Source organism: Streptomyces sp. NBC_00299 (assembly GCF_036173045.1).
GTDB classification, from domain to species: domain Bacteria; phylum Actinomycetota; class Actinomycetes; order Streptomycetales; family Streptomycetaceae; genus Streptomyces; species Streptomyces machairae.
Window position 1 is genome coordinate 7,920,138 of sequence record NZ_CP108039.1, and the last position, 24,221, is coordinate 7,944,358.

General features: G+C 70.9%; 16 protein-coding genes. 10 read left to right on the forward strand and 6 right to left on the reverse strand.

Annotated elements, in window-relative coordinates; all coding sequences use genetic code 11:
* Nucleotides 1-108: 108 nt before the first annotated feature.
* The 4 genes from OHT51_RS35420 to OHT51_RS35435 all read left to right on the forward strand — a co-directional run bounded on the left by OHT51_RS35420 (nucleotide 109) and on the right by OHT51_RS35435 (nucleotide 7,855).
* On the forward strand, nucleotides 109-1,635 hold the full coding sequence (locus OHT51_RS35420; RefSeq protein WP_328882972.1) for a hypothetical protein: 1,527 nt from the start codon (nucleotides 109-111) through the stop codon (nucleotides 1,633-1,635).
* Nucleotides 1,636-1,666: 31 nt separating this feature from the next.
* Complete coding sequence (locus OHT51_RS35425) at nucleotides 1,667-2,548, forward strand: hypothetical protein (RefSeq protein WP_328882973.1); 882 nt, start codon at nucleotides 1,667-1,669, stop codon at nucleotides 2,546-2,548.
* Nucleotides 2,549-2,654: 106 nt separating this feature from the next.
* A complete protein-coding gene (locus OHT51_RS35430) occupies nucleotides 2,655-7,361 on the forward strand; it encodes a hypothetical protein (protein WP_328882974.1) in 4,707 nt (1,568 codons plus the stop codon).
* 101 nt (nucleotides 7,362-7,462) lie between these two features.
* The gene (locus OHT51_RS35435; protein WP_328882975.1) at nucleotides 7,463-7,855 is read left to right on the forward strand and encodes a hypothetical protein; all 393 of its coding nucleotides are present in this window, start codon (nucleotides 7,463-7,465) and stop codon (nucleotides 7,853-7,855) included.
* Between the two features lie 82 nt (nucleotides 7,856-7,937).
* Here OHT51_RS35435 and OHT51_RS35440 read toward each other — a convergent pair whose 3' ends face one another.
* A complete protein-coding gene (locus OHT51_RS35440; protein ID WP_328882976.1) occupies nucleotides 7,938-8,474 on the reverse strand; it encodes a hypothetical protein in 537 nt (178 codons plus the stop codon).
* A 421-nt stretch (nucleotides 8,475-8,895) separates the two neighbouring features.
* On the opposite strand from OHT51_RS35440, the gene OHT51_RS35445 reads away from it, so the two are divergent.
* From OHT51_RS35445 to OHT51_RS35465, 5 genes are read left to right on the forward strand one after another with little or no spacing between them, the layout of a single operon-like run.
* Nucleotides 8,896-11,745, forward strand: coding sequence for a sensor histidine kinase (locus tag OHT51_RS35445; protein ID WP_328882977.1), 2,850 nt, complete (start codon nucleotides 8,896-8,898; stop codon nucleotides 11,743-11,745).
* A complete protein-coding gene (locus OHT51_RS35450; protein WP_062704455.1) occupies nucleotides 11,742-12,179 on the forward strand; it encodes a roadblock/LC7 domain-containing protein in 438 nt (145 codons plus the stop codon). The genes OHT51_RS35445 and OHT51_RS35450 overlap by 4 nt, the downstream gene beginning before the upstream one ends.
* A gap of 9 nt (nucleotides 12,180-12,188) precedes the next feature.
* Nucleotides 12,189-12,584, forward strand: a complete 396-nt coding sequence (locus tag OHT51_RS35455) for a DUF742 domain-containing protein (RefSeq protein WP_328429075.1) — start codon at nucleotides 12,189-12,191, stop codon at nucleotides 12,582-12,584.
* A gap of 24 nt (nucleotides 12,585-12,608) precedes the next feature.
* Nucleotides 12,609-16,259 (forward strand): hydantoinase B/oxoprolinase family protein, encoded by a 3,651-nt coding sequence (locus OHT51_RS35460; RefSeq protein WP_328882978.1) that lies wholly within the window; start codon nucleotides 12,609-12,611, stop codon nucleotides 16,257-16,259.
* The gene (locus OHT51_RS35465) at nucleotides 16,240-16,845 is read left to right on the forward strand and encodes a GTP-binding protein (RefSeq protein ID WP_328882979.1); all 606 of its coding nucleotides are present in this window, start codon (nucleotides 16,240-16,242) and stop codon (nucleotides 16,843-16,845) included. The genes OHT51_RS35460 and OHT51_RS35465 overlap by 20 nt, the downstream gene beginning before the upstream one ends.
* A 119-nt stretch (nucleotides 16,846-16,964) precedes the next feature.
* Here OHT51_RS35465 and glpK read toward each other — a convergent pair whose 3' ends face one another.
* From glpK to OHT51_RS35490, 5 genes are all read right to left on the reverse strand, one after another.
* The gene (gene glpK / locus OHT51_RS35470) at nucleotides 16,965-18,485 is read right to left on the reverse strand and encodes a glycerol kinase GlpK (protein ID WP_328882980.1); all 1,521 of its coding nucleotides are present in this window, start codon (nucleotides 18,483-18,485) and stop codon (nucleotides 16,965-16,967) included.
* A 19-nt stretch (nucleotides 18,486-18,504) separates the two neighbouring features.
* Nucleotides 18,505-19,302: an MIP/aquaporin family protein gene (locus OHT51_RS35475; RefSeq protein WP_328882981.1), complete on the reverse strand. Its 798-nt coding sequence runs from the start codon at nucleotides 19,300-19,302 to the stop codon at nucleotides 18,505-18,507.
* Between the two features lie 485 nt (nucleotides 19,303-19,787).
* Nucleotides 19,788-21,440, reverse strand: a complete 1,653-nt coding sequence (locus OHT51_RS35480; RefSeq protein ID WP_328882982.1) for a GGDEF domain-containing protein — start codon at nucleotides 21,438-21,440, stop codon at nucleotides 19,788-19,790.
* 165 nt (nucleotides 21,441-21,605) lie between these two features.
* Entirely contained in the window at nucleotides 21,606-22,796 is a 1,191-nt protein-coding gene (locus OHT51_RS35485) for a lipid-transfer protein (RefSeq protein ID WP_328882983.1), read from the reverse strand.
* Entirely contained in the window at nucleotides 22,793-23,218 is a 426-nt protein-coding gene (locus OHT51_RS35490) for a Zn-ribbon domain-containing OB-fold protein (RefSeq protein ID WP_328884550.1), read from the reverse strand. The genes OHT51_RS35485 and OHT51_RS35490 overlap by 4 nt, the downstream gene beginning before the upstream one ends.
* Nucleotides 23,219-23,409: 191 nt before the next feature.
* On the opposite strand from OHT51_RS35490, the gene OHT51_RS35495 reads away from it, so the two are divergent.
* Nucleotides 23,410-24,216 carry a M15 family metallopeptidase gene (locus OHT51_RS35495; protein WP_328882984.1) on the forward strand — a complete coding sequence of 269 codons (807 nt, stop codon included), beginning with the start codon at nucleotides 23,410-23,412 and terminating at the stop codon, nucleotides 24,214-24,216.
* Nucleotides 24,217-24,221: the final 5 nt, after the last annotated feature.

Here is a 24,221-nt window from a genome sequence, read left to right on the forward strand (position 1 = left end):
CCGCCTCCACCGGCGCGCAGACGAGGACGACCGTGGTCGTCCGGCCACCACAGGGGGCGATCGGCGTCGTTTGGGACGTTGTCAGACCTAGGACCTAGTCTGTGCACCGTGACTTCACCCGCATCGACGGACCGTGTTCCGCCCCAGCTCAGCGCGGGGTCGCGCCCCGCTCCGGGCCCGGCCGCCGACGAAGGGCTGGCGCGACGGCTGCGTGCGCTGGCCTGCACCGCGCCGCTGCACGACCTCGATGCGCGCAAGGCCAACCTCGCCGGGGAGTACTCGGTGTACGGCATGGCGGAGGTGGCGCTCGCCGCCATCGACCTGGTCACGCTGAACATGGACTTCGACACGGGTGCCGATCACGACCAGATAGTCGCCAGGCTCATCCCCCGCATCGCCGCCCAGGCCCCGCGGCGGCCCGTCGCCGAGCACGAGCGAGTGGCCCGCTGGGTCCTGGAGAACCTGATCAATGTCGGCAGCGTGGACCGAGGCTTTCGTGCCGTTTACGGCACGTTCGCGCCGGACGGCAGCTATGTCCGCCGTGACTACGACTTCAAGCTGATCGAGGAGGTGCCGGGGCCTGGCGGCACGGTGTATCTCCGTACGACCGATGAGGCGGTCAACGTCCTTGTCGGAGCCCTCGACACCGACGTCACCAGCGCCCAGATCGCCGCCGAGGTCAAGCTCGAAGTGCTGATCAACCGCGGGCGGCTCGCCGACGCCCAGCTGGCCGCCGAGCAGGCCCGGTACCGGACCGTGCAGTACTCGGAAACGCTCCGCAGGGCCCTGGACGCGACCCGGCGCAACGTGCGGGCGGTCGACTGGCTGAACGCCGTACCGGACATGATCGCCGAGGCGCTCGACCATGTCGCCGACCGGTACCGCCATGAGAACGCGATCCTGACCAACATCCGCAAGGCGCGGGACGAGACCGAGGACCCCGAGCACAAGCGCCGTGCGGCCGAGCTCGTCGACATCGTCAAGGACTGCATCCGACGCCACACCCAGCTGCAGTCCCGCCTGCTGGAGGCCGGGCCGCTGTTCCGCGCCGAGCAGGACCGGCAGGCCTTCGCAACGCCGATGACGACATCGGGGATCGACCTGTACGGCCATCTCCTCGCCCCCGTCCTGCCGTTGCCCCTGGAGCAGTCCGTCCGGGTCACGGACGCCTTCTTCGCGCGCGGGACCGGGCTGCGTACGCCGGTGTCGGTCCGGGTGGGTGATCTCGTCGACATACTGCTGACGCCGCCCGTGGAGCGGGAGCACCTGGGCGCCGAGATGCCCGAGCCCGACCTCATCGCGACACCGGACGACAGCCGGTTCAGCGAGGAGCAGTTGGCCTCGGCGATGGAGCTGCTGGACCTGCCGGCCGACGCCCCGCGCAGACTGTCGGGGCTGTTGGCCCAGGCACGTCGGCAGGATCCCGAGCTGCCCTACCTGGTGGCTCTGCTGGCGGTCCACGCGGCCAGTCCGCCGGTCGGTACGGCCTACCGGCAGGGTGAGGAGAAGCTGCTGTTCGCCGTGGACGACGGGACGGAGCTGGAGGATCCCGAGTTCGGCGGCGCCGACCTGATCGTGGGGACGGCCCTGCTGGACGCGGCCGGGATGGCGGCGGACAGGACGGAAGCAGCATGAGTGAGCAACAGCGCAGCAAGGAGCCCGGACCGTGAGCGAGCACGCCGAGTGGAGTGACACCGAGGCCCCCGCCCCGTCGGCGACCGCCGCCGTGACTCCCGCCGACGCGGCCGACGCGGCCCGGCTGGTCGCCTTCGGGCTGCAGCCGAAGTTGCAGCCCGCGCGCGATCAGGAGTACACGGAGCTGCTGCGGCGATACCGGGAAGACCCGCCGTTCGCGCGGCTCGCGGACGCAGTGGCCGCCGGGCTCGGGCTGGTGGTGCTGGAGGTGTCCCCGCGCGCGGGGATGGCCGTCACGGCCGCCGAGGACTCCGTGTTCGCCGTCCGCATGGGCGACTACGCGCGTCGTACGTCGGCCGACGGCAGCGACCGCTTCCTGCACGGGCTGGCCCATCTCGCCATCGCCGCCATGGCGTTTCCGCGGCCCGAGGACCTGGCCGACGACGGGTACATCGGGCGCGTGACGGTCAACGGCGTCGACGCCTTCGTCCGGCAGGCCTGCCGCCGGCTGGAGGAGCGCGCGGACGAGCAGGGGGAGAACACCGACCCCGCCACGGACGCGCCCGGCCTGGAGGCCGCCTGGCGAATCTGGGTGAGACGCAGCGCGACCGGCGCCACCAAGGACGCGCGCAGACTCGCCGGTTCGACGACCGGCATCGTCGGCAAGGCGGCCGCGTTTCTCACCGACTCAGGGTTTCTCCAGCGCACGGGCGACGACAGCGGCGGCACCTTCCGGACGACCGCCCGTTATCAACTCCAGGTCCGTGACATGGCGGGCAGCGCTGCCATGGCCGAACTGCTGGAGCTGGGCGTGGTCCCGGTCACCGACGGCACACCGACGCTGCTGGCCGCCGAGAACACGGACGACCTGGAGCTGGTGGCCGACGCCGGGCTGCCGTTCCACTCCGCCTGAATCTACGAACCGGTCTGAATCTCCGATCCACCTGAATCTTCGATTCCGCCCGAACCCCCGAACCCCCGAACTTCCCCGATCTGACGAAGACTTACGAGAGTCCGCCATGTACGAGCTGTCCCGGGTCCGCCTCTACTCCATCGGGCCGGCCGGTGCGCGCTACGCCGACACCGTGCTTGACCTGCGCGGTGTCGGCGAGCCCGTCCCCGATCCCGCGCCCATGCAGGCGGAGTTCTTCGAGGAGGAGCCCGTCGGACCGCCGCGCCGGCCCGCTCCCGCGGGGGTGCTCTTCCTGGAGAACGGCGGCGGCAAGTCGGTCCTCCTCAAGCTGATCTTCTCCGTGATGCTGCCGGGCCACCGCAACACCCTCGGCGGCGCCAGCTCCGGCGTGCTGCGCAAGTTCCTGCTCGCCGACGACTGCGGGCATGTCGCGCTGGAGTGGCAGCACACGCTCACCGGCGAGTGCGTCGTGGTCGGCAAGGCCAGCGAGTGGCGCGGGCGCCAGGTCTCCAACGACCCGCGGAAGTTCGCCGAGGCCTGGTACTCCTTCCGCCCGGGACCCGGGCTGAGCCTGGACAACCTGCCCGTCGCCGAGTCCACCGCCGTACGGCCGCCCGCCGAGGGCCAGTCGGGCGCGCGGGGCCGGCGGCGCACCATGAAGGGCTTCCGGGACGCCATCACGGAGGCGGGCAAGGCGTATCCGCATCTGGAGGTGCACTGGGAGGAGATCCACGACCGCTGGATCGAGCACCTCGGCGACCTCGGCCTCGACCCCGAACTCTTCCGCTACCAGCGGGAGATGAACGCCGACGAGGGTGAGGCGGCCGGCCTCTTCGCGGTCAAGAAGGACTCCGACTTCACCGACCTGCTGCTGCGGGCCGTGACAGACACGCGCGACACCGACGGCCTCGCCGACCTGGTCGGCGGCTTCGGCAACAAGCTGGGCCGGCGGGCCGAGCTCATCGCCGAGCGGGACTTCACCGCCGGTTCCGTCGACCTGCTCGGGCGGATCGTCGAAGCCGCCGAGGCCCGCTCGCGCGCGCGTGACATCCACGCCGGGGCCGAGCGGCGCACCCGGACCCTGGCGAGGCGGCTGTCCGCGCGGGGCGTCCAGGAGCGCGTGCGGGCCGGCGACCTCGCGCAGCGGGTCACCGCCGCCGCCTCCGCCGTCACCCACGCCGAGGCGGGCCGGGACCGCAGCGCGCTGATCGCGGCCGAACTGGCCTACCGGCACGCCTCGCTGGCACTCGCGGCTGCCGAGAAGTCGGCGGCGGCGCAGAAGCGCGAGCTCGCCGACGCCCGCACGCTGCACTCGGCCTGGCAGGGCGCCGAGGCCGTCCTGCGGCACCGCGCCGCCGCAGACCGCGTCGCGCGCGTGGCCGCCGCCATCCAGGAGGCCGAGCGCGACGCGGCGCCCGCCCTGGCCGCCCGCGCCAAGGCCGCCGTCGATCTCGTACGGGCCCTGCACGCGGCCGCGGAGAGCGCCGAGACCCTCGCCAACGAGGGGGAGGAGCGGTCCGCCGCCCTCCAGGAGGTCAGCGAGTCCGCGTACCGGGACTCCACCGCCGCGGCCACCGAGGCGCAGCGCGCCCGCAGTGAGGTCGGGCATCTGCGCCAGCGGCTGTCCGAGGTCGAGCAGGAGACCGCCGAGGCCGTGCGGGCGGGCTGGCTCGACGACAGCGCGCCCAACGCCGACCCCGCCCGCGCGGCCCTTGCGGCGAGCGACGCCGAGAAGACGGCCGTCGCGGCCTGGGACACCGCCCGTGAGGCCTCCCGGCGTGCTTCGGAACACGCACGCGAGGCGGCCTCGGCCGAGTCCCGCGCCGAACTGACGGCGGCCCGCGCGGCGGACGCGGCAGCCGGCGCGGAGCGTTCCTACGACGCCGAGCGCCGCCTCGCCGAGGGACTTGCGGCGGAGGAACGGCTCGCGGAACTGATCGGCCTGACCGGCGAGTCGGGCGCGAAGCGCCGCGCCGCTCTTGCTCCCGGAGCCGTTCCCGCTCCCCGCGCGGGTGACGACGGCGAGGGGAACACGGCAGCGCAGAACGCCGCGGAGGCGGTCGCCCAGGGCTCGGTCGACGAAGGCGCCCTCACGCCGGAGGAACTGGACCGGTTCGCCGACGAGTTGCGCGAACTGCTCGACGACAGCGTCTCCACCGCTGAGCGGCAGCTGTTCGAGCTGCGTACGGCAGCCGCCGACGACTCCCGGATCCTGGGCGCGCTCGGTGACGGCGGGCTGCTGCCGCCCGGACCGGACGTGCTGGCCACCGTGGAGTTCCTCGGCGAGCAGGGCATCCCGGCGCTGCCGGGCTGGCGTTACCTCGCGCAGGCGGTCGACCCGGCCGACCACGCGCGTGTGCTGGCCGCCCGCCCCGAACTGGTCGACGGCGTGATCATCACCGACCCCGCCACGCACGCGCGTGCCCGCGAGGTGCTGAGCGACGCCGCCCTGCTGCCCCGGTCCGCCGTGGCCGTCGGCACCGCAGCCGCCCTGCTCGCCCCGACTCCGGCGCCGGATTCCCCGAGCGGCGCCTCTCCTGACGTCTTCCTCGTGCCGCCGAACCCCGCCATGCACGACGAGCACGCCGCCGACGAGGAACGACAGGCGCTGCGCGCGCGGGCCACCGAGCGGGACGAGGAGATCCGCGCCCTCGCCGCACGGCTCGGCAAGGACCGGGAACTGGCGGCGCGCCTCGCCTCGTGGCGGACCGGCTGCCCGGCCGGCCGGCTGGTCGAGCTGGCGCTGGCTGCCCGGGACGCGCGCGCGTTCGCCGAGGAGTCCGAGGCGGAACTGGCCGAGGCGCGGACCGTGCGGACCGAGGCCGACGAAGCCGCCGCCGAGGCCGCGCAGGTCCGCGACGAGCGGCAGGAGGCCGCCCAGAAGGCACGGCGAGCCGCCGACGCCCTGGCCGGGCTGGCATTCCGGCTGCGCGAGCGGGCCGGCTGGCAGGTCAAGTTGCGCGAACTCGCCGATGAGGCCACCGAGTCCGAGGCCCGCGCGCAGACCTGCCTGGAGCGCGCTCGCGCCGCCGACGAGGACCGTCGTGCCGCCCAGCGCGCCGCCGACGACGCGCGCCGCACCGCGCGTGCCCTGCGGGCCGAGCGCTCGGAGATCGCAGGCGCCCCCGACGACGTGCCGGAAGCCGACGCGGAGGCCCCGAGGGCGTCCCTGCCCGCGCTGCGCGAGGCATACCGGGCCGCCTCCCAGGTGTACGAGAAGGTCGGCGTCGGCGCCGATCTGCGCGCCGAGCAGGCCCGCGCGGAGAGCGACGAGAGCGCGGCACGCGCGGAACTGGACCGGCTCAGCAACAAGGTCCGCACCCGGGCCGAGCAGCTCCTTGAGTCGACCGACGGCTCCGACGGGCCCTCCCGGCAGGCGGCTGCCTCGCGTGCGGAGGAACTCGTCCAGCTCCTGGAGACCCGGATGTCCAGCGCGAGCGAGCAGCTCGGGCGGTTTCGTGGCGAGGCCGAACGGCACGCGCCCGAGGACGGCGAGACCCACACCGACCTGTCCGAGGAACTCCAGCCGCGTGACGCCGAGCACGCGCAGGTCCTGCTGCGCACGGCTACCGCCGAACTCGCCTCCCGCACCGAGGCGTTGACGCAGGCCCGCGAGGCGCACGCAGAGCTCCTCGACGCCCACCGCGCCGCCGAGGACGCGGCCGGCGGCTTCGACGAGATCGCCGCAATGCTGCGCGACCTGCTGCGGGAGCACACCTCGGACGAGGAGCAGGAGGCACCGGAGCCATACCCCGGCAGCACTGAGGAGGCCCGGCACTCCGCCGCCGAGGCCCGCCGGTCGTTGCGCGGCTGCGCCGCCGACCTCTCCGCCGCCGAGGCCGCCGTCCGCGAGGCGAGCGACGTGCTCGTACGGCACGCCAACTCCACGCGCTACGAGCAGGTCCGTACACCGGCCCGCCAGCAGATCCGCGAACTGCCCGCCTCCGCACTGCCCGAACACGCGCAGAAGTGGGCGGACGCCTTCGCGCCCCGACTCCGCGTGCTCACCGATGAGTTGGCCCAGTTGGAACGGAACCGGGACTCCATCGTGGACCGCCTGCGCGGCCTGGTCGAGTCGGCGCTGACGACCCTGCGGTCCGCGCAGCGGCTGTCCCGCCTGCCCGAGGGCCTCGGAGAGTGGTCCGGACAGGAGTTCCTGCGCATCCGCTTCGAGGAGCCCGACCAGGCGACCCTCACGGAACGACTCGGCGAGGTCATCGACGAGGCCACGCGCGCGGCGGTGAAGAAGAACTCGGACTTGCGGCGCGACGGCATGTCCCTGCTCCTGCGCGGCGTTGCCGCGGCGCTTCAGCCCAAGGGCGTCGCCGTCGAGATCCTCAAGCCGGACGCCGTGCTGCGTGCCGAGCGGGTGCCCGTCGGGCAGATGGGCGACGTGTTCTCCGGCGGCCAGCTGCTGACGGCGGCCATCGCCCTGTACTGCACGATGGCCGCCCTGCGGTCGAACGACCGGGGCCGGGACAAGCACCGCCACGCCGGCACGTTGTTCCTGGACAACCCCATCGGACGCGCCAACGCCACCTACCTCCTGGAGTTGCAGCGAGCCGTCTCGGACGCCCTCGGCGTCCAACTCCTCTACACGACCGGCCTGTTCGACACGACCGCCCTGGCCGAGTTCCCGCTGGTCATCCGACTGCGCAACGACGCCGACCTCAGGGCGGGCCTGAAGTACATCAGCGTGGAGGAACACCTCCGCCCGGGATTGCCGCAGCAGCCCCAGGCGGGGGAGGCGGTGCGCAGCGAGATCACGGCCACGCGGATGTTCAAACGCCCGGCGGCGCCTGCGACCCCCTAGCCCCGCGGCCGGAGCCGGGAAACAAGCGGTGAAGTCCCTTTCCTCTCAGGTAAGTTCAGGCAATCGATCAGATGTCCGAAGAGAGGAACCTTGCCTTGCGCATGACCTACCGTCGTCTGACGACTGTCCTCGGGATGGCTGCGGCCTCCGCGTCGGTGATCGTCCTGGGAACCGCCCCGGCACAGGCCGCCGGCAACATCTTCGACGCCTACAACGCGATCAGCTCACCGAGCGCGAAGACCGAGTTCGCCGAGGACGGCGAGCTTCTCTCGGCGCTCGACCTGAAGCGTGACGGCCATGGCGTCGCCGCCCAGTGGCGCTACAACTCGAGCTCCGCCACCCACTCCTACTACCACGGCGGCGGCTACGCCACCGTCGGGAAGTGGAACCTGTCCTTCGCAGAGGGCACAACCCTGCAGATCCGTGCCTGCCTCCAGGACACGTCCAGCGGGACCCCGTACAGCTGCGGCGGCTGGGAGTACGCCAGGGCCTGACCGTCACAAGTAGGCGAACGGGCGGGCCCTCGGGCCCGCCCGTTCGCGTTCGCGGCCTACTGCTCGTCTGCGTCGGCCACCACTAAGGGTGCGACAACTGCCCCGTCCCGCCCTGCCGGCGTATGCGCTCCTGAGTCCGCTCCACAGCGCGCGCCTGCCGTCGTGCCCTGCGTCGCTCGCGCCGCAGGGACCGGGCGGTGCTGCTGGGCGCCGACACCACGCCGTGGCGCTGGTTCCACACCTGGCGCGTCACCCACACGTCGAGCGCGGCCCACGTCGCCACCACGGTGCTCGTCACGCTGCTGATGACCATCGGGAACGCCAGCCATGATCCCGCCAGCGTGCACAGGAACGCCACCATTGCCTGGATCAGCGTCAAGGCAATGATCAGAACGGCTCGGACCGCGGCTGTACGCACCGGATCGGGCATCCGGCGCCGCCGCGCGGGCTCCTCGATCCACAACGGCTGGTAATGCGGCTGATCCTGAGCCGCGGCACTCCCGGCGGTCCCGCCTCCGGGTGCCGGAATGTCGCGATCCAGTGCCTCGGGGTCCTGGCGCGCTGTCCGGCGCGCCGCCTCGCCGTCCTCAGGCGCCACGCGCCGCTCCACCGTGCCCATCACCGTGCCACTCCCCACCGTCCGCAGACCGCTCGCCCGCATCCGAAGACTCAGCTTCCCAGCGGTTGCCCGGCTTGCGCTGTTTTACGCTGCCCGGGGGCTGGATGCGGCTCCTGTGGCCCAATCCGTCCCCATTTCCCGTAGAGAAGGACGATCGGCACGTCCTGAAGATTCCCAAGGAAGGTAGATTTCCGGCCAACTGGCCGGACAGACCGGCCCGATCCGTCCTCCAGGGTGCCCCGGGTTTGCGGGAGGCAATCTCCCGCAATGGCCGGACAACTCCGCATGTCTCGTCACCAGTGCGGAAGTTCAGATTCCGGATCTCTCTTCGAGTTACGTCTGCGTCGGTAGTAGGCTCGCGCCGATTGTTGACGCACATGTGTGCCCCCTGTCCGGGTGGGGGTTTGAGCTGGGGGAGGCCATGCGCTTTCGCGGGACGTCGATCCGCCGGAAGATGGTGGCGCTGCTTCTCGTGCCGCTGGTGTCCCTCACCGCGATCTGGGGTTTCGCCACGGTAATCACGGGGCGGGGTGCGGCGCAGCTCTTCACGGTGTCGTCCCTCGTCGAGAAGATCGGCTACTCCACTGAGGACGCCGTCCGCGTCCTGCAGCAGGAACGCCGCCAGGCGCTGGTCTATCTCGCCGACCGCCGGGCCTCGGACGCGCTGTCCGCACTGCGGGTCACCCGCAACGCAACCGACGCCGCCGTCGCCGAGATCCGCAAGAACGCCAAGGACCCCGACGTCCGCGACGGGCTGGACCAGGGCGACAGCGAGCGCCTCACCGCCGTACTGGACGCCTTCGACGGCATCAACCCCCTGCGTCGCAGCGTCGAGGACGCAACGGTGAGCCGCGCCGACGCCCTCCACCAGTACAACCTTCTCGTAGACCCCTGCTACACCCTCCTGGCCTCGCTCGACGGCGTCGACAACGTGGCGATGGACAAGCAGGCCCGCGCCCTTCTCAACGTCACCCGCGCCCGCGAACTGCTCTCCCGCGAGGACGCGTTGCTCAGTTCCGCCCTCGTGGTCGGCAAGCTCTCCGGCGACGAGATACGCGACGTCTCCGATCTCGTCGCCCAGCGCACGCTCATGTACGAGGTCAGCCTGACGGACCTGCCCTCGGCCGAGCGCGCCCGCTTCGAACGCTTCTGGAAGAACGCCTCCACCGCTCCGCTGCGCGTCGCCGAACAGGACGTCATCTCCTCCCAGGCGGGCAGGCCCAGCACGGTCGACGCAAAGCGCTGGGACACCGTCGCCGGCAGCGTCCTCGATGAGCTCAGCAAACTCAACGACGAGGCGGGCGCCCGCTATCAGGACCGCGTCAGCCCCGTCGCGATGAGTGTCATCGTCAAGGCGGCCGTCGCCGGCGTCCTCGGACTGCTCGCCCTGCTGTTCTCCCTCTTCCTCTCCGTGCGCATCGGCCGCAGCCTCGTCCGCGACCTGCGCCAGCTGCGCCTGGATGCCCACGAGGCCTCGGGCGTACGACTGCCCAGCGTGATGCGCCGCCTCTCCGCCGGAGAACAGGTCGACGTGGAGACCGAGGTCCCGCGTCTGGAGTACGACAAGAACGAGATCGGCGAGGTCGGACAGGCCCTCAACACCCTGCAGCGCGCCGCCGTCGAGGCCGCCGTCAAGCAGGCCGAACTGCGCGCCGGGGTCTCCGAGGTCTTCGTCAACCTCGCCCGCCGCAGCCAGGTCCTTCTCCACAAGCAGCTCACCCTCCTCGACACCATGGAACGCCGGACCGAGGACACCGACGAACTCGCCGACCTGTTCCGCCTGGACCACCTGACCACCCGTATGCGCCGGCACGCCGAGGGCCTGGTGATCCTCTCCGGCGCCGCCCCTTCCCGGCAGTGGCGCAAGCCCGTGCAGCTCATGGACGTCGTGCGCGCTGCGGTCGCCGAGGTCGAGGACTACGAGCGCATCGAGGTCCGCCGCCTGCCCCGGGTAGCCGTCACGGGCCCGGCCGTCGCAGACATCACCCACCTCGTGGCCGAACTCCTGGAGAACGCCACCGTGTTCTCCCCGCCGCACACCGCCGTCCAGGTGCTGGGCGAGCGGGTCGCCAACGGCTTCACCCTGGAGATCCACGACCGCGGCCTGGGGATGGCGGCCGACGTGCTGCTGGACGCCAATCTCCGACTGGCCGAGACACCCGAGTTCGAGCTGTCCGACACCGACCGGCTCGGCCTGTTCGTCGTCAGCCGGCTCGCCCAGCGGCAGAACGTCCGGGTCTCGCTGCAGCCGTCGCCGTACGGCGGCACCACGGCCGTCGTGTTCATCCCCGACGCGCTGCTCACCGACGACGTCCCGGACACCAACGGCATCGGTTTCCGTCTCGACCGGCCCACGCCCGCCAAGGAGGCCGAGCTGGAGGAGTCGCGCCGGACCGCACTCTCCCAGGTGCCTGCCCGCCTGCCCGGCCTGCCCGCCGCGCTCCTCGACGGCCCGGTCGAGCTTGAGGCCCCCGTCGATCTCGACGCCCTCAGTGACTTCCCGGACGCCCTCGGCGACGAGGACGGCGAACGCGGCGGCCTCTTCCGCCCACGTCGTACCCTCGCCCCCATGGAGGACGAAGCGACGGGCCCGCACGGCACGCAGCACCCGGTCTCCGGTATCCACGGCGGACCGGACCACGCCGACCCGGACAACGACCCGAGCGCGCCTGTCCCGCTGCCCCGCCGCGGGACGCCCAAGCTGGTCAGTTCCCACGGACGCCCGGTCACCGAGCAGCGCTCCCGGTGGGAGAAAGCAGACGCGGAATCGCCGACAGGCGCGACCCGTCCGCAGCCGAACGGCCTCGCTCCGCTGCCGTCCCGCCGCCGCGGAACGGGACCACATGGTGAGGGAGCCGGCGCGCCCGACCGGATCGCTGACCACCCCAACGCAGCCCTCTCCGCCGGGTACGACCACGCTGAGCCGTCGGAGCCCCCGGCTCTCCCGAGGCGCACCCGGCGTCCCGCGATCGCCTCGAGCAGCCCCGGCCCGGCCCCGAATCCGACCGATCCGCCGAAGGAGGCCGGCTCCGGCGCGGGAGCGCTGCCCCGGCGCGTACGCCAGGCCAGCCTGGCTCCGCAGCTCAAACAGGGCCCGGCACCGCGCTCCGAGGAGAAGCCGGAGCTCGCCGAGCGGGACGCGGACGAGGTCCGCAGCCGAATGGCCTCCCTCCAGCGCGGCTGGCAGCGCGGCCGCCAGGAGAACGCCGCGGGCGACGACGCCCACAGCGGCACAGCACCACAACGAACGACTAAGGGGGACGGTCGATGACCGCACCGAAGGCGACCGGCCACACCGCGACCAACCAGTCCGGAGAGCTCAACTGGCTCCTCGACGACCTGGTGGACCGGGTCGCCAGCATCCGCAAGGCCCTCGTGCTCTCCGGCGACGGCCTGCCGACGGGGGTGTCCAAGGACCTGACCCGCGAGGACAGCGAGCACCTGGCCGCCGTCGCGTCCGGCTTCCACAGCCTTGCCAAGGGCGTGGGCCGCCACTTCGAGGCGGGCAACGTCCGGCAGACCGTCGTCGAGCTCGATGACGCCTTCCTGTTCGTGACGGCCGCCGGTGACGGCAGCTGCCTCGCGGTGCTCTCGGACGCCGACTCCGACGTCGGTCTGGTCGCGTACGAGATGACCCTCCTGGTCAAGCGTGTCGGCGTGCATCTGGGTACCGCTCCGCGCACCGATCTGCCCGCGGGCGGGTAGTGGGATGGCATGAGCGCTGACGGTCAGGGAAGAAGCCACTGGTTCGACGACGAGGCCGGCCCGGTCGTCCGTCCGTACGCCATGACGCGCGGCCGCACCAGCAGTGCGGCCCAGCACCGCCTCGATCTGATCGCGGTGGTCGTCACGGAACCGCAGGCGGACGATCCGGAAGCGGACTCGACGCTGTCCCCGGAACACGTGGACATCGTCGGACTGTGCCGTGACGCCCCGCAGTCCGTGGCCGAACTCTCCGCCGAGCTCGATCTGCCCATCGGCGTCGTACGGGTCCTCGTCGGAGATCTCGTGGACTCGGAATTCGTCCATGTGAACCGGCCGGTACCGCCTGCCGAGCTGGTGGACGAGAGTATTCTGCGCGACGTGATCAACGGCCTGCGGGCGCTGTGAGCGGCGCGGAAGCGGGGTAGTGACGTGACAGGCTGGCAGTTCTGGGTCGACCGAGGCGGCACCTTCACGGACATCGTCGCGCGACGCCCGGACGGCCGTCTGCTGACGCACAAGCTGCTGTCGGAGAATCCGGCGCGATACTCCGACGCGGCCGTGGCGGGCGTGAGTCAACTGCTGGACGGCTCCGAGGACCCCATCGAGGCCGTCCGCATGGGCACCACGGTCGCCACCAACGCCCTCCTCGAGCGCAAGGGCGAGCGGACCCTGCTCGTCATCACCAGCGGCTTCCGCGACGCCCTGCGCATCGCCTACCAGAACCGCCCGCGCATCTTCGCCCGCCGCATCGAGCTGCCCGAGCTGCTGTACGAACGAGTCATCGAGGTCGACGAGCGCATCGCGGCCGACGGCACCCTCCTGCACGCTCCCGACCTGGACGCCCTCGACGGCCCCCTCCAGGAGGCCTACGACGACGGGATCCGCGCCGTCGCCGTGGTCTGCATGCACAGCCACCTCCACCCCGCGCACGAGCAGGCCGTCGGAGAGCTCGCCGCCCGCATCGGCTTCCCGCAGATCTCGCTGTCCAGCGAGGTCAGCCCGCTGATGAAGCTGGTCCCGCGCGGGGACACCGCCGTCGTCGACGCCTACCTCTCGCCCGTCCTGCGCCGCTATGTCCAGCACGTCGCCGACGAACTCGAAGGCGTGCGGCTGATGTTCATGCAGTCCAACGGCGGCCTCGCCGAAGCCGGACAGTTCCGCGGCAAGGACGCCATCCTCTCCGGGCCCGCCGGCGGCATCGTCGGCATGGCCCGCATGTCGCAGCTCGCCGGCTTCGACCGCGTCATCGGCTTCGACATGGGCGGTACGTCGACTGACGTCTCGCATTTCGCGGGCGAGTACGAGCGCGTCTTCACCACACAGATCGCCGGTGTCAGGCTGCGCGCCCCCATGCTGGACATCCACACCGTCGCGGCCGGCGGTGGCTCGGTCCTCCATTTCGACGGGTCCCGCTACCGCGTAGGGCCGGACTCGGCGGGCGCGGACCCGGGCCCTGCCTGCTACCGGGGCGGCGGGCCGCTCGCGGTCACCGACGCCAACGTCATGCTCGGCCGCATCCAACCCGCCCACTTTCCCCAGGTGTTCGGACCCGACGGGGACCAGCCCCTCGACGACGCCCTCGTCCGTGAGCGCTTCACCGCCCTCACCAACGAGATCCGCGAGCAGACCGGCGACGACCGAACGCCCGAGCAGGTCGCCGAGGGCTACCTGCAGATCGCGGTCGCCAACATCGCCAACGCCGTGAAGCGGATCTCCGTCCAGAAGGGCCACGACGTCACCCGCTACACCCTCACCACCTTTGGCGGCGCGGGCGGCCAGCACGCATGCATGGTCGCCGACTCGCTCGGCATCCGCACGGTCCTCGTGCCTCCCATGGCCGGCGTCCTCTCCGCGCTCGGCATCGGCCTCGCCGACACGACGGCCATGCGCGAACAGTCCGTCGAGGCACCTCTGCGAGCCGCCTCGATGCCCGGGATCCTGAAGACGGCCGACGACCTGGAAGCTGTCGCCCGCACCGAACTCGTCGACGAGGACATCCCCGAGGACCGCATCCAGGTCACCCGCCGCGCCCAACTCCGCTACGACGGCACCGACACCACCCTCACCGTCGAGCTCACCGAGCCCGACGCGATGAGGCACGCCTTCGAAGAACGTCATCGCGCCACGTACTCCTTCACCCTCGACCGCCCGATCGTCGTCGAAGCCCTCTCCGTCGAAGCCACCGGCATCACCGAACCCCCCGATCTCTCCGCTCTCGCACCTCACGAAGCCGCCCCTGAAGGCAGGTCGGCCACCCCGGGAACCGTCCCCCTCCACACGGGCGGCACCTGGCGCGACGTACCCCTCCACCGCCGAGAGCAGCTGCCTCCCGGCGAAACCGTCACCGGCCCGGCGATCATCACCGAGGCCAGTGCGACGACCGTCGTCGACGACGGCTGGCAAGCCGCGACGACCGACGACGGGCATCTGGTCATGGAACGCGCGGCGATTACACAGAGTTCCGATCTCGACACGAGAGCCGACCCGGTTCTCCTCGAGGTGTTCAACAACCTCTTCATGTCCATCGCCGAGCAGATGGGCGCCCGCCTCGAATCCACCGCCCAGTCCGTCAACATCAAGGAACGCCTGGACTTCTCCTGCGCGCTCTTCGACCCGGACGGAAACCTGGTGGCCAACGCCCCGCACATCCCCGTCCACCTGGGCTCGATGGGCACGAGTGTCCAGGAGGTCATCCGGCGCCGCGGCTCCCGGATGCGCCCCGGCGACACCTACGCCGTCAACGACCCGTACCACGGCGGCACCCACCTGCCCGACGTCACGGTGATCACCCCGGTCTTCGACACGGCAAGCCCGACGAACACGGAGGGTGAGCCGGAGATCCTCTTCTACGTCGCCTCACGCGGCCACCACGCCGAGATCGGCGGCATCGCCCCCGGCTCCATGCCCGCCGACAGCCGCACCATCGACGAGGAGGGAATCCTCTTCGACAACTGGCTGCTCGCCGAGAACGGCCGCTTCCGCGAGGAGGAGACCCTCCGCCTGCTCACCCAGGCGCCCTACCCGTCGCGCAACCCCCAGACCAACCTCGCCGATCTGCGCGCCCAGATCGCCGCCAACCGGAAGGGCGTCGAGGAAGTCGCCCGGATGATCGACAACTTCGGCCTCGACGTCGTCCAGGCGTACATGAAGCACGTCCAGGACAATGCCGAGGAAGCGGTACGCAGGGTCATCGACGCCCTGGACGACGGCGAGTACGCCTACGAGACCGACTCCGGGGCGATCATCCGGGTACGCGTGCGCGTGGACCGCGAGAACCGCTGCGCCACGGTCGACTTCACCGGCACGTCCCCGCAGCTGACCACGAACTTCAACGCCCCCTTCTCGGTCGTCAACGCGGCTGTCCTGTACGTCTTCCGCACGCTCGTCGCCGACGACATCCCGCTCAACGACGGCTGCCTGCGCCCCCTCGACATCGTCGTGCCGCCCGGCTCCATGCTCGCCCCGGAACCCCCGGCAGCGGTCGTCGCGGGCAACGTGGAGACCTCCCAGGCCATCACCGGTGCCCTCTACGCCGCGCTCGGCGTCCAGGCCGAGGGCTCCGGCACCATGAACAACGTCACCTTCGGCAACGAACGGCATCAGTACTACGAGACCGTGGCCTCCGGGTCCGGAGCGGGCGACGGGTTCCCCGGCGCACCCGTGGTCCAGACCCATATGACCAACTCGCGGCTCACCGATCCCGAAGTACTGGAGTGGCGACTGCCGGTACAGCTCGACGAGTTCGCCGTACGGCGCGGCAGCGGCGGGGCCGGGCAGTGGCGCGGCGGGGACGGCGCCGTGCGCCGCATCCGCTTCCACGAGCCCATGACCGTCTCCACCCTCTCCCAGCACCGCAGGGTCCCGCCGTACGGCATGGCGGGCGGCGAACCCGGCGCGCTGGGAGCCAACCGCGTCGAGCACGCGGACGGCACGGTCACCGCGCTCGGCGCGAGCGACTCGGCCGACGTCGGAGCCGGCGACGTACTCGTCATCGAAACCCCTGGCGGCGGAGGCTACGGCCCACCGTCGCGCGACCCCCATCTAGCAGGAGAAGAGATCGATGATCTTCGGGCGTTCTGAGCGCGGGAAGCCTCCGGTCGAGCCCGTCACGCTCAAGATCCTGGTGGCCGGCGGCTTCGGCGTGGGCAAGACCACCCTCGTCGGCGCGGTCAGCGAGATCAGGCCACTGCGCACCGAGGAACTGCTCACGGAGGCCGGACGGCCGGTCGACGACACGAGCGGTGTCGAGGGCAAGCGCACCACCACCGTGGCCATGGACTTCGGGCGCATCACCCTGCGCGAGGACCTGGTGCTGTACCTCTTCGGCACGCCCGGCCAGGAGCGGTTCTGGTTCATGTGGGACGAGCTGTCCGAGGGTGCGCTTGGCGCCGTCGTGCTTGCCGACACCAGGCGTCTCGAGGACTGCTTCGCGGCCGTCGACTACTTCGAGCGGCGCTCCATACCCTTCCTCGTCGGCGTCAACTGCTTCGAGGGAGCCGACCGTTACCCGGCGGAGGACATCCGGCATGCCCTCGATCTCGACGATGGCGTACCGCTGCTGCTGTGCGACGCCCGCGACCGGGAGTCCGTCAAGGAGACCCTCATCGGTGTCGTCCAGCACGCGATGGCCTACCAGGCCGACCGCCGGCAGACCGTGGCCACCTGACGCCCGGACGACGGGCACGGCCCGTACCCCCGCCGACCGGGGTACGAGCCGTGGGTCATGGCGGCTCGCGCGTGCCTCACACCGAGTGCACGCACGCGTGGACCGCTTTGAAGGCGCGGTCAGCTATCGCCGTCCTCCAGCCAGCCGAAGCTCTTCTCCACCGCCTTGCGCCATTGGTGGTACTCGCGGTCCCGCTCCTGGGCGGTCATGCTCGGCGTCCACTCGACGTCCTTCGCCCAGTGCGCCTTGAGCTCGTCCAGGTCGTTCCACACGCCGGTGGCCAGCCCCGCCGCGTACGCGGCACCCAGGCAGGTCGTCTCGGAGATCTTGGGCCGGATCACCGGCACGTCGAGCACGTCCGCCTGGTGCTGCATGAGCAGGTTGTTCTTCGTCATGCCGCCGTCGACCTTGAGGGTCGTGATCTGCACACCGGAGTCCTGGTACATGGCGTCCACGACCTCGCGCGTCTGCCAGCTCGTCGCCTCCAGCACCGCGCGCGCGAGGTGCGCCTTGGTGACGTACCGCGTCAGTCCGGTGACCACCCCGCGCGCGTCGGAACGCCAGTACGGCGCGAAGAGGCCGGAGAAGGCGGGCACGATGTACGCGCCGCCGTTGTCCTCGACGCTCGCCGCAAGGGGCTCGATCTCGTCGGCGGTGCGGATGATGCCGAGCTGGTCGCGGAACCACTGGACCAGCGCGCCCGTTATGGCTATTGCCCCCTCCAGGCAGTACACGGGCGCTTCGCTGCCGATCTTGTAGCCCATCGTCGTCAGCAGCCCGCTCTTCGACGGCACAGGGCGGTTGCCGGTGTTGAGTAGCAGGAAGCTGCCCGTGCCGTAGGTGTTCTTCGCGGTGCCGACGTCGTAGCAGGCCTGCCCGAACACGGCTGCCTGCTGGTCGCCCAGGGCGGAGGCGACCGGCACCCCGGCCAGCTGTCCGACGGCGGTCCCGTACACCTCCGAGGACGACTTGATCTCCGGGAGGACGGCTTCGGGGACGTTCATGGCGGACAGGATGGAGGGGTCCCACTGGAGGGTCTCGAGGTTCATCAGCATGGTGCGTCCGGCGTTCGTCACGTCGGTGACGTGCTGCCCGCCGTCCGTGCCGCCCGTGAGGTTCCAGATCAGCCAGGAGTCGATGGTGCCGAAGGCGATCTCGCCGCGCTCGGCGCGGTCCCTGAGGCCGGGCACGTTGTCCAGCAGCCAGGCAGCCTTGGGGCCGGAGAAGTAGCTGGCCAGCGGCAGCCCGGTCTGCTCACGGAATCGATCCTGACCGTCGGAACCCCCCAGCTGGTTGCACAGCGCCGCCGTACGGGTGTCCTGCCACACGATCGCGTTGTGCACCGGCTTGCCCGTCGCGCGGTCCCACAGAACCGTCGTCTCGCGCTGGTTGGTGATCCCGAGCGCGCTGAGCTGGTCGGCACGCAGGCCGGCCTTGGCTATCGCGCCGGCGACCACCGCCTGCACCTTGGACCAGATCTCGGTGGCGTCGTGCTCCACCCACCCGGGCTTGGGGAAGATCTGGCGGTGCTCGCGCTGGTCGACGGCGACGATGGCGCCGCTCTGGTTGAAGACGATGCAGCGGCTGGAGGTGGTGCCCTGGTCGATTGCGGCGACGTACTTTTCGGCGTTGTCCGTCATTGCTACCCCTTGGGCTGATTCAGAAGGCTGCGTTGTAGATGAGGCCACCGAGAAGGCCGCCGATCAGTGGACCGACCACCGGGATCCACGAGTAGCCCCAGTCGGACGTGCCCTTGTTCGGGATCGGCAGGAAGGTGTGGATGATGCGCGGTCCGAGGTCACGTGCCGGGTTGATGGCGTACCCGGTCGGGCCACCCAGCGAGAGGCCGATACCGACGACCAGCAGTGAGACGAGCAGGATCGCGATGCCGGAGCCGTAGATGCCGTCGGCCTGACCCGCGATCTGTCCGATGCCGATGCCCTCGACGTGCCTGTTGTTGCCGACCAGCGCCAGGATGGGCAGCACCAGGGCGATGGTGGCGAGGATCTCGGTGATCAGGTTGGCGATCGGGTTCCGGATCTCGGGGATCGTGGAGAAGATGCCGAGGGTCGGAACCGGTTCGTCCGCCGTGCCTTCTGTGGTGCCCGTCTGCCGTACGTTGGCCTGGAACTGGGCGTAGTACGTGAGGTAGCACAGCACTGCGCCGATCATGGCGCCGGTGATCTGGCCGAGCAGATAGACCCAGACCTTGTCCCAGACGCCGGTGTCGACCGCGAGACCGAAGGTGACGGCCGGGTTGATCACACCGCCGGAGAGCGGAGCAGCGGTGTAGGCGCCCGCCAGCACACCGAAGCCCCAGCCGAACGCGATCACCACCCAGCCGGCGGCGCGTGCCTTGGAGAATCTCAGGGTGACGGCGGCGCAGACGCCGGCGCCGAACAGGATCAGGATCGCCGTACCGATCATCTCGCCGACGAATATGTCTCCGTTGGTCATGGCGGCTCCTTGGCCGTGGCCCGGGGTGATCGACCCCGAACCTCCGTGCAGGGTGCGTTTCCCTTGGCTACTTCAGCCGAAGGCAGGGAAGGGTCCCGCGCCCCGCCCGGCGTCCGTGACGAGCGTGCCGTCGCAGCCGACTCGCCCGTGGGGAAAAGGGCTCTGGTCCTGGCGCAGCCGCGCGGCGCAGTGCGTGGATACGCCGAGAATGTACGGCGATGTCGACTGACACCGGGAAGTGTTCACCGGCGTCCAGGGGGCGTCAAGGTCGCGGACGTCAACGGTTGAGGGCGTGCCCACGGTCACGGACCGTCGTCGACCGGGCTCGCGGCACGTCCACTGGCGGGCGGGACGGGCACCGGGGTCCCGCTGAGGCCGGCAGGGAGGCCAGTTCCTGCTGGTCCCGACGGGGCCGATGATGATGTTTTGCACTGAGGCCGCACGGACACCGCCTCGGCCTCCGCCGACCTGGTAGGAGAAGCGTCTCACCCTCTGCCCGGCTCCGCCACCGCCCACTCGGCGGGGGCCGTCGCCTCGTCCACCCCGCGCAGGATCTCGTGCCCGGGGAGCCCTGCCCGGCCCAGCACCCAGCTCGCTCCGCTCAGCGACTTCGCGGCCTTCTTCAGCGGCGCCAGACAGGCGGCCGCCTGCCGGTGGTCCGTCACGCTGCCCGGCTCGCACAGGACCGTGGCCAGGGACAGCGTGATGGCAAGTCCACCGGCGGACCAGGGCGCGTCCAGCACCGACGAGGCCAGCGGGTCCAGTCCCTCCGGATCAGCCAGCACCAGGAAGTCGTCCCCGCCGATGTGGCCCACGCGGGTACTGTCCGTAGCCGCGTGCTGCAGCACCCGTCCGACGGACCGGATCAGCTCGTCGCCCGCCGCGAACCCGGCGCCGTCATTGACCTGCTTGAAGTGGTCCACATCCAGCCAGCTCAGCGCGAACCTCCGGCCATCCGCGATCCGCCGGTCCACCTCACCGGTGATCGCGTCCGAGCCGGGCAGCCGGGTCAGCGGGTTGAGCGCCGCAGCTTCCTCGACTCGATTCTCGGCCAGAGCCCGTACGAGGTCCGCGAGCCGTACGACGCCCACGCAGCGGCCGTACCGGTCGACCACCGCCACATCGTCCGACGTACGGTTGCTCCCGCCGTCCGCGACCACGTCCAGCACCTCCCACGCGGTGGCGTCGACGCCCACCGTGCGTGGGAGATCTCCCAGCTTGGCCGCGGGCCGGTCCGCGTACAGGGCATGGCCGTAGCGGCCCGACATCGACAGCAGGAAGCGGGAGCGGTGCACCGACCGCACCGGGACGCCGCTCCGGTCCACCAGGAGCACCCCGGACACGTCCGGCGACCCGGTCAGCAGCGCCCGCACTTGGCCCGCGGACGCGGTGGCGGGCAACAACGCGGCCGGCCGCACGAACTCCCGTACAGACGGTCCCGACCGTGGCGTCACCGACAGTCCGGGGGAGCGCGGCGGAACGTATACCTCCGCCGCGGGCAGCCGAGCCGGCGGGGCGAACAGCTCACCCTGAGCCAGCTGCGCACCGGCCGACCGCGCGGACGCGCACTGGAGCTCCGTCTCCACGCCCTCGACGCACAGGAGTGCTCCCTGCTGCTCGCAGAGCGTCCGCATCGCCCGCACCGCGGCCGGCCGCGCCAGCAGGGACGTGTCGAGCTTGACGAGATCCGGCGCCATGTCCGTGAGCAGGCGCAGCGGGAGGTCTCCGTCTCCGACGCCGTCCGCGCTGATACGGAAGCCCTGGTTCCGTAGCGCGCCTATCGCCTCCAGCAGCGCGTGCTGCGGCACGTGCGTGTACGGGGGACCGATGTCGATCGTCACCTCCCACGGCAGGCGACCCGCCGCGCGCACGGCATCGTGCAGCGGAGTGAGCCCGCCGAGGTCGGCGAGGGTGCCGGCGAACACGTTGACGTACAGGGGCAGCAACGTCTCCTTGCGTGCCGCCGCACGGAACGCCAACACGGCGAGCCGGCCGTCGAGTTCGGGATCGCGGCGCGCCTCGGCCAGGACGTCGCCGGTCTCCGGGCGGGCGAGTATCTCCAGCCCCGCGACTCCACCGGTCGTCAGATTGACCACCGGCTGGAAGGCGAAGCGGAGAGTATCCGTCCAGGAGTCCACGGGAGCATGATGGCGCCGCCGAAGCTCGCCCGAGCCCAGTTCATGAGACGTTCACGCAGGATTCCGGCTTGCTCACGGAGTGTAGAAACGCCACGTCGTCCGTGGTGGTACGGCCGTGACGCCACCCTCACAACCGCGTGTCCGGGCCCGACGAGCCCTCACGACTCATCGCACCGCGACCACGGCCGAGCCGTGCCCGAACAGTCCCTGGTTGGCGGCGATTCCCACACGTGCCCCGGTGACCTGCCGGTCGCCTGCGACGCCTCTCAACTGCCAGGTCAGTTCGCATACTTGGGCGATGGCCTGGGCTGGGACCGCCTCTCCGAAGGAGGCAAGACCGCCGCTCGCGTTCACCGGTATGCGTCCACCCAGTGAGGTAGAGCCCTCACGCAGCAGCTTCGCGGCGTCTCCCTGGCTGCACAGCCCCAGGTCCTCGTACCACTGCAACTCCAGTGCGGTGGACAGGTCGTAGACCTCCGCGAAGGAGAGATCATCGGGACCGATGCCGGCCTCCTGATAGGCCGCGCGCGCGATCGACTCCCGGAACGTCTCGGCCGCCGGTTGCACTGCCACCGCCGAGTCGGTTCCGATGTCGGGCAGATCCAGGACGGTGTTGGGGTAACGCGGCGTCACGGTGGACACGGCCCGGATGCGCACCGGATCACTGACCCCTTGCCGACGTGCGAACTCCATGCCTGCCAGCACGAGCGCAGCCCCTCCGTCCGAGGTCGCGCAGATGTCGAGCAGCCGTAGGGGATCGGCGACGACCGCGGAGGCGGCCACGTCCTCGGCGGTGACCGGTTCGCGGTAGCGGGCGTAGGGATTGAGCGCACCCGCTGCGGCGTTCTTCACCTTGACCTGCGCGAAGTCCTCCGGTGTGTCCCCGTACACGGCCATCCGTCGACGCGCGTACAACCCGAAGTACGTCGGATTGGTCGCACCGAGAACCCGGAAGCGAAGCCAGTCGGGATCGTCGGGCCGATCGCCGCCGGCAGGCCGGAAGAAGCCTTTGGGAGCCGCGTCGGCGCCCACCACCAGCACCACGTCGGCGAGTCCCGAAAGTATCTGCGCCCGCGCGGTGTTGATGGCCTGCGCCCCGGACGCGCACGCTGCGTACACGCTCGCGACCCGGGCCCCCTGCCAGCCGAGCGCCTTCGCGAACGTCGCCCCCGCCACGTACCCCGGATAGCCGCCCCGCACGGTGTCCGCACCGACGATGGAGGTGATGTCCCGCCACTCAAGTCCCGCATCGGCGAGTGCTGCGCGAGCCGCCACCGCGCCGTACTCGACGAAGCTGCGCCCCCACTTGCCCCACGGGTGCATGCCCGCGCCCAGCACCGCCACGTCGTCCGTCATGCCGTCACCCCCGTCGGCCGCCACTGCCACGTCGTCCAGGTCGTCTCCGCGTCCTCATGCAGCACTGCGGGGACGACCTCCACTTCCATGCCCACCGTCAGGTCGGCGACGGTGATCCCGGGAACCGTCTGTCCCAGCACCACGAGGCGCTCGGACTCCAGCTCCACAGCGATCAACGCGTAGGGCTCCCATGGAAGTTCCGGGTTGGTCACATAGGGTGACGGAGGCCGGTATCGGCTGTCCGTGTACGACCACACGCGCCCCCGCCGCGAGAGCGGAACCTCCTCCAGGTCGCCGCCCGGGCAGCCGGGGTTGCGGCAGTGAACGTCCTCGCGCGGAAAGAAGACCGACGTGCAGGCCGAGCAGCGGGTGCCGAGGAGGCGGAAGTCGGCCTCGTCCCCGGCGAACCACCCGGCGACCACCGGTGTGCGCGTGCGTGGCATAGCCCCTCCCGATCGTCCGATCTGACGGAACGTCAGAAGTCTGCCATGGCCAACGGAAAAGCGGCAGGGTCGCCCGGACTCACCGGCGGCGGCCTTCCTGTCCGGCTTTCAGGGTGGAATGCATCCGATCGCTTCCGCGACGAGACAGACTCCTGATACATGCAGGAGACATGACACGACTCTCGACCGCGGTACGGGGACTGGTCACCACGCTCGCCACCCTCCTCGCCGTGACCGCCGCCCCAACAGCTGCCCAGGCGAAGCCAGAGCCCACAGCACCGAAGGACTTCGTGGCGCTGAGACACGTGGACCCGACCATCGTTCAGGAGATGCGGTACTTCACCCCGCACAACTTCGTGGGCGAGCGCATCGACGGCTACCGACAGCCCCTGTGCATCCTCACCCGACCCGCCGCGGAGGCCCTCCACAAGGCCCAGAAGCGGCTGTTGCGCCAGGGCTACACGCTCAAGGTGTACGACTGCTACCGCCCGCAGCGCGCCGTCGACCACTTCGTGCGCTGGGCCGAAGACCTCGACGACGAGGCCATGAAGGACGAGTTCTACCCGAACGTCGACAAGACCCGTCTGTTCGTGGACGGCTACATCGCCGAGAAGTCCGGGCACAGCCGCGGCTCGACCATGGACCTGACGATCGTCAGACTGCCGGCGAAACCCACCCGGCCGTACGTACCAGGAGAGCCCCTCGTGCCCTGCTTCGCGGCGCAGGCCGAGCGCTTTCCCGACAACTCCCTCGACATGGGCACCGGCTTCGACTGTTTCGACACTCTGTCCCACACCCTCGACCCGCGCATCCAGGGCGAACAACGGACCAACCGGCTGCTGCTCAAGAGCACCCTCGAAGCCCTCGGCTTCGTGAACCTCGCCGAGGAGTGGTGGCACTACACGTTCAAACCGGAGCCCTACTCGGACACCTACTTCGACTTCCCCGTGTCCAGGAAATCCCTGACCAGGCATTAGTGCGG

Bases quoted from the DNA above. Each gene is read 5' to 3' on its own strand.
- OHT51_RS35450 (WP_062704455.1), top strand. From the start codon at position 11,742: ATGACCGCACCGAAGGCGACCGGCCACACCGCGACCAACCAGTCCGGA.
- glpK (WP_328882980.1), bottom strand. From the start codon at position 18,485: ATGACGGACAACGCCGAAAAGTACGTCGCCGCAATCGACCAGGGCACC.
- OHT51_RS35445 (WP_328882977.1), top strand. From the start codon at position 8,896: ATGCGCTTTCGCGGGACGTCGATCCGCCGGAAGATGGTGGCGCTGCTT.
- OHT51_RS35440 (WP_328882976.1), bottom strand. From the start codon at position 8,474: ATGGGCACGGTGGAGCGGCGCGTGGCGCCTGAGGACGGCGAGGCGGCG.
- OHT51_RS35430 (WP_328882974.1), top strand. From the start codon at position 2,655: ATGTACGAGCTGTCCCGGGTCCGCCTCTACTCCATCGGGCCGGCCGGT.
- OHT51_RS35465 (WP_328882979.1), top strand. From the start codon at position 16,240: ATGATCTTCGGGCGTTCTGAGCGCGGGAAGCCTCCGGTCGAGCCCGTC.
- OHT51_RS35455 (WP_328429075.1), top strand. From the start codon at position 12,189: ATGAGCGCTGACGGTCAGGGAAGAAGCCACTGGTTCGACGACGAGGCC.
- OHT51_RS35435 (WP_328882975.1), top strand. From the start codon at position 7,463: ATGACCTACCGTCGTCTGACGACTGTCCTCGGGATGGCTGCGGCCTCC.
- OHT51_RS35485 (WP_328882983.1), bottom strand. From the start codon at position 22,796: ATGACGGACGACGTGGCGGTGCTGGGCGCGGGCATGCACCCGTGGGGC.
- OHT51_RS35475 (WP_328882981.1), bottom strand. From the start codon at position 19,302: ATGACCAACGGAGACATATTCGTCGGCGAGATGATCGGTACGGCGATC.
- OHT51_RS35495 (WP_328882984.1), top strand. From the start codon at position 23,410: ATGACACGACTCTCGACCGCGGTACGGGGACTGGTCACCACGCTCGCC.